This window comes from Micromonospora sp. NPDC047753, assembly GCF_040642735.1.
Lineage (GTDB): Bacteria > Actinomycetota > Actinomycetes > Mycobacteriales > Micromonosporaceae > Micromonospora.
Window position 1 is genome coordinate 1 of record NZ_JBEYSL010000712.1, and the last position, 2,595, is coordinate 2,595.

The 2,595-nt window shown below is 70.8% G+C and carries 2 pseudogenes; both read left to right on the forward strand.

From position 1 onward, the window contains the following. Positions 1-1,156, forward strand: a pseudogene (locus ABZ749_RS33565) (alpha-1,4-glucan--maltose-1-phosphate maltosyltransferase); the annotation flags it as partial. Then, positions 1,144-2,532: pseudogene (glgB, locus tag ABZ749_RS33570) on the forward strand (1,4-alpha-glucan branching enzyme); the annotation flags it as partial. The pseudogenes ABZ749_RS33565 and glgB, both read left to right, overlap by 13 nt. Between the last annotated feature and the right edge of the window lie 63 nt (positions 2,533-2,595).

The following is a 2,595-nucleotide window of genomic DNA, read 5'->3' on the forward strand; positions in this document are numbered from 1 at the left end:
GCCGAAGAAGTACCAGGACATCTACCCGGTCAACTTCGACAACGACCCGGAGGGCATCCGGGCCGAGGTGCTGCGGGTGGTGCTGCACTGGGTCGGCGAGGGCATCCGGATCTTCCGGGTGGACAACCCGCACACCAAGCCGTTCGACTTCTGGCACTGGCTGATCGCCGAGGTGAAGGCGGTCGACGAGGACGTGCTGTTCCTGGCCGAGGCGTTCACCCGGCCGGCGATCATGCACGGCCTCGGCAAGGTCGGCTTCACTCAGTCGTACACCTATTTCACCTGGCGCACGACGGCCGCCGAGATGCGGGCGTACTGCGAGGAGTTGATCGAGGCGGCCGACTACATGCGGCCGAACTTCTGGCCGAACACCCCGGACATCCTGCACGAGTCGTTGCAGCACGGCGGCCCGCCGATGTTCAAGATCCGAGCGGTGCTGGCCGCGCTGCTCTCCCCCTCCTGGGGCCTGTACGCGGGCTACGAGCTGTTCGAGCACGTGGCCCGGCCGGGTGCCGAGGAGTACCTGGACAACGAGAAGTACGAGCTGCGGCCCCGGGACTGGGCCGCAGCGGAGGCGCAGGGCCGTTCGCTGGCACCGTTCCTGACCACCCTCAACCGGGTACGCCGGGACAACCCGGCCCTGCACCAGCTCCGCAACCTGCGCTTCCACGAGATCGACAACCCGGCGCTGCTCTGCTGGTCGAAGCACGACCCGGAGACCGGCAACACGGTCATCGTGATCTGCTCGTTCGACCCGCGCGCCGTGCAGTGGGGCAACACGACGCTCGACATGCCGGCGCTCGGTTTCGACTGGCATGAGCGGTTCACCGTGTACGACGAGCTGACCGGCACGAGTTACGACTGGGGTCAGCGCAACGCGGTACGCCTCGACCCGTACCTGCAACCCGCTCACGTGCTGACAGTGCGCCGCCCGGTCGCACCCGCCGCGCCGGATCCCGCCGGCGTCGAACCGGCGGATCTCACCGTCGCCGACGTCCCGGCGGAGCTGTCCGGCGGCACCGCGCCGACCGCACCCGTGCCAACTCCGCCCCGCCGGTCGGGCCCTGTTCCGACCCCTCCGCGCCGGTCGCCCGCCCGCCCGTCCCGTTCCGCGCCGACCGCTCCCGCTCCGAAGGACGACCGATGGACCAGCTGATCTCCGGCGCGACGCACGACCCGCACGCGCTGCTCGGCGCGCACCCCGCCGACGGCTCGACGACGATCCGCACGATGCGCCGGGGCGCCGGCGACGTCGCGCTGCTCGTCGGCGACGAGCGGCACCCGATGAAGCGGGTGCACGACGTGGGCGTCTTCGAGGCGCAGGTCGACGGCACGGTGCTCGACTACCGGGTGGAGGTCGACGGGACCGCCCACGACGACCCGTACCGCTACCCGCCGACCCTCGGTGAGCTTGACCTGCACCTGATCCGCGAGGGCCGGCACGAGCGACTGTGGGAGGCGCTCGGCGCCCGGGTCTTCGACGAGGGCGTGGCGTTCAGCGTCTGGGCACCCAACGCCGGTGGGGTGAGGGTGATCGGCGACTTCACCGGCTGGGGCCCCGACGACGGCTGGCCGATGCGGTCGCTCGGCTCCAGCGGGGTGTGGGAGCTGTTCGTCCCCAACGCTCGGGTCGGGGCTCGCTACAAGTACCGGGTGCTGGGCGCCGACGGGCAGTGGCGGGACAAGGCCGACCCCCTCGCGGCATACGCCGAGGTGCCGCCGGCCACCGCCTCGGTGGTGCACCACTCGACGTACCGGTGGAACGACGCGGACTGGCTGGCCCGGCGGGCCGAGCGGCAGCCGCACCAGGAACCGATGAGCGTCTACGAGGTGCACCTAGGCTCGTGGCGGCCCGGCCTGGGCTACCGCGAGTTGGCCGAGCAGCTCACCGCGTACGTCACCGAGCTGGGCTTCACGCACGTGGAGTTCCTGCCCGTGATGGAGCACCCGTTCGGCGGCTCCTGGGGCTACCAGGTGACCGGCTACTACGCGCCGACCTCCCGGTTCGGCGACCCGGACGAGTTCCGGTACCTGGTGGACCGGCTGCACGAGGCCGGCATCGGCGTACTCCTGGACTGGGTGCCCGCGCACTTCCCGAAGGACGAGTGGGCCCTCGCGCGGTTCGACGGCACCCCGCTCTACGAGCACCCCGACCCGCGGCGCGGCGAGCACCCCGACTGGGGCACGTACGTCTTCGACTTCGGCCGCAACGAGGTCCGCAACTTCCTGGTCGCCAACGCGCTCTACTGGTGCGACCAGTTCCACGTCGACGGGCTGCGGGTCGACGCGGTCGCCTCCATGCTCTACCTGGACTACTCCCGCAACCACGGCGAGTGGGCCCCCAACAAGTACGGCGGCCGGGAGAACCTGGAGGCCATCGCGTTCATGCAGGAGGTGAACGCGACGGTCTACAAGCACCACGCCGGGGTCGTCATGATCGCCGAAGAGTCAACCGCCTGGCCGGGGGTCACCCGCCCCACCGCCGAGGGCGGGCTGGGCTTCGGGTTCAAGTGGAACATGGGCTGGATGCACCACCAGTCACCGGCGGCCTGAGCGCGAAGCGAACGACGGAGTCACCGAACGGGTGCGGGACGC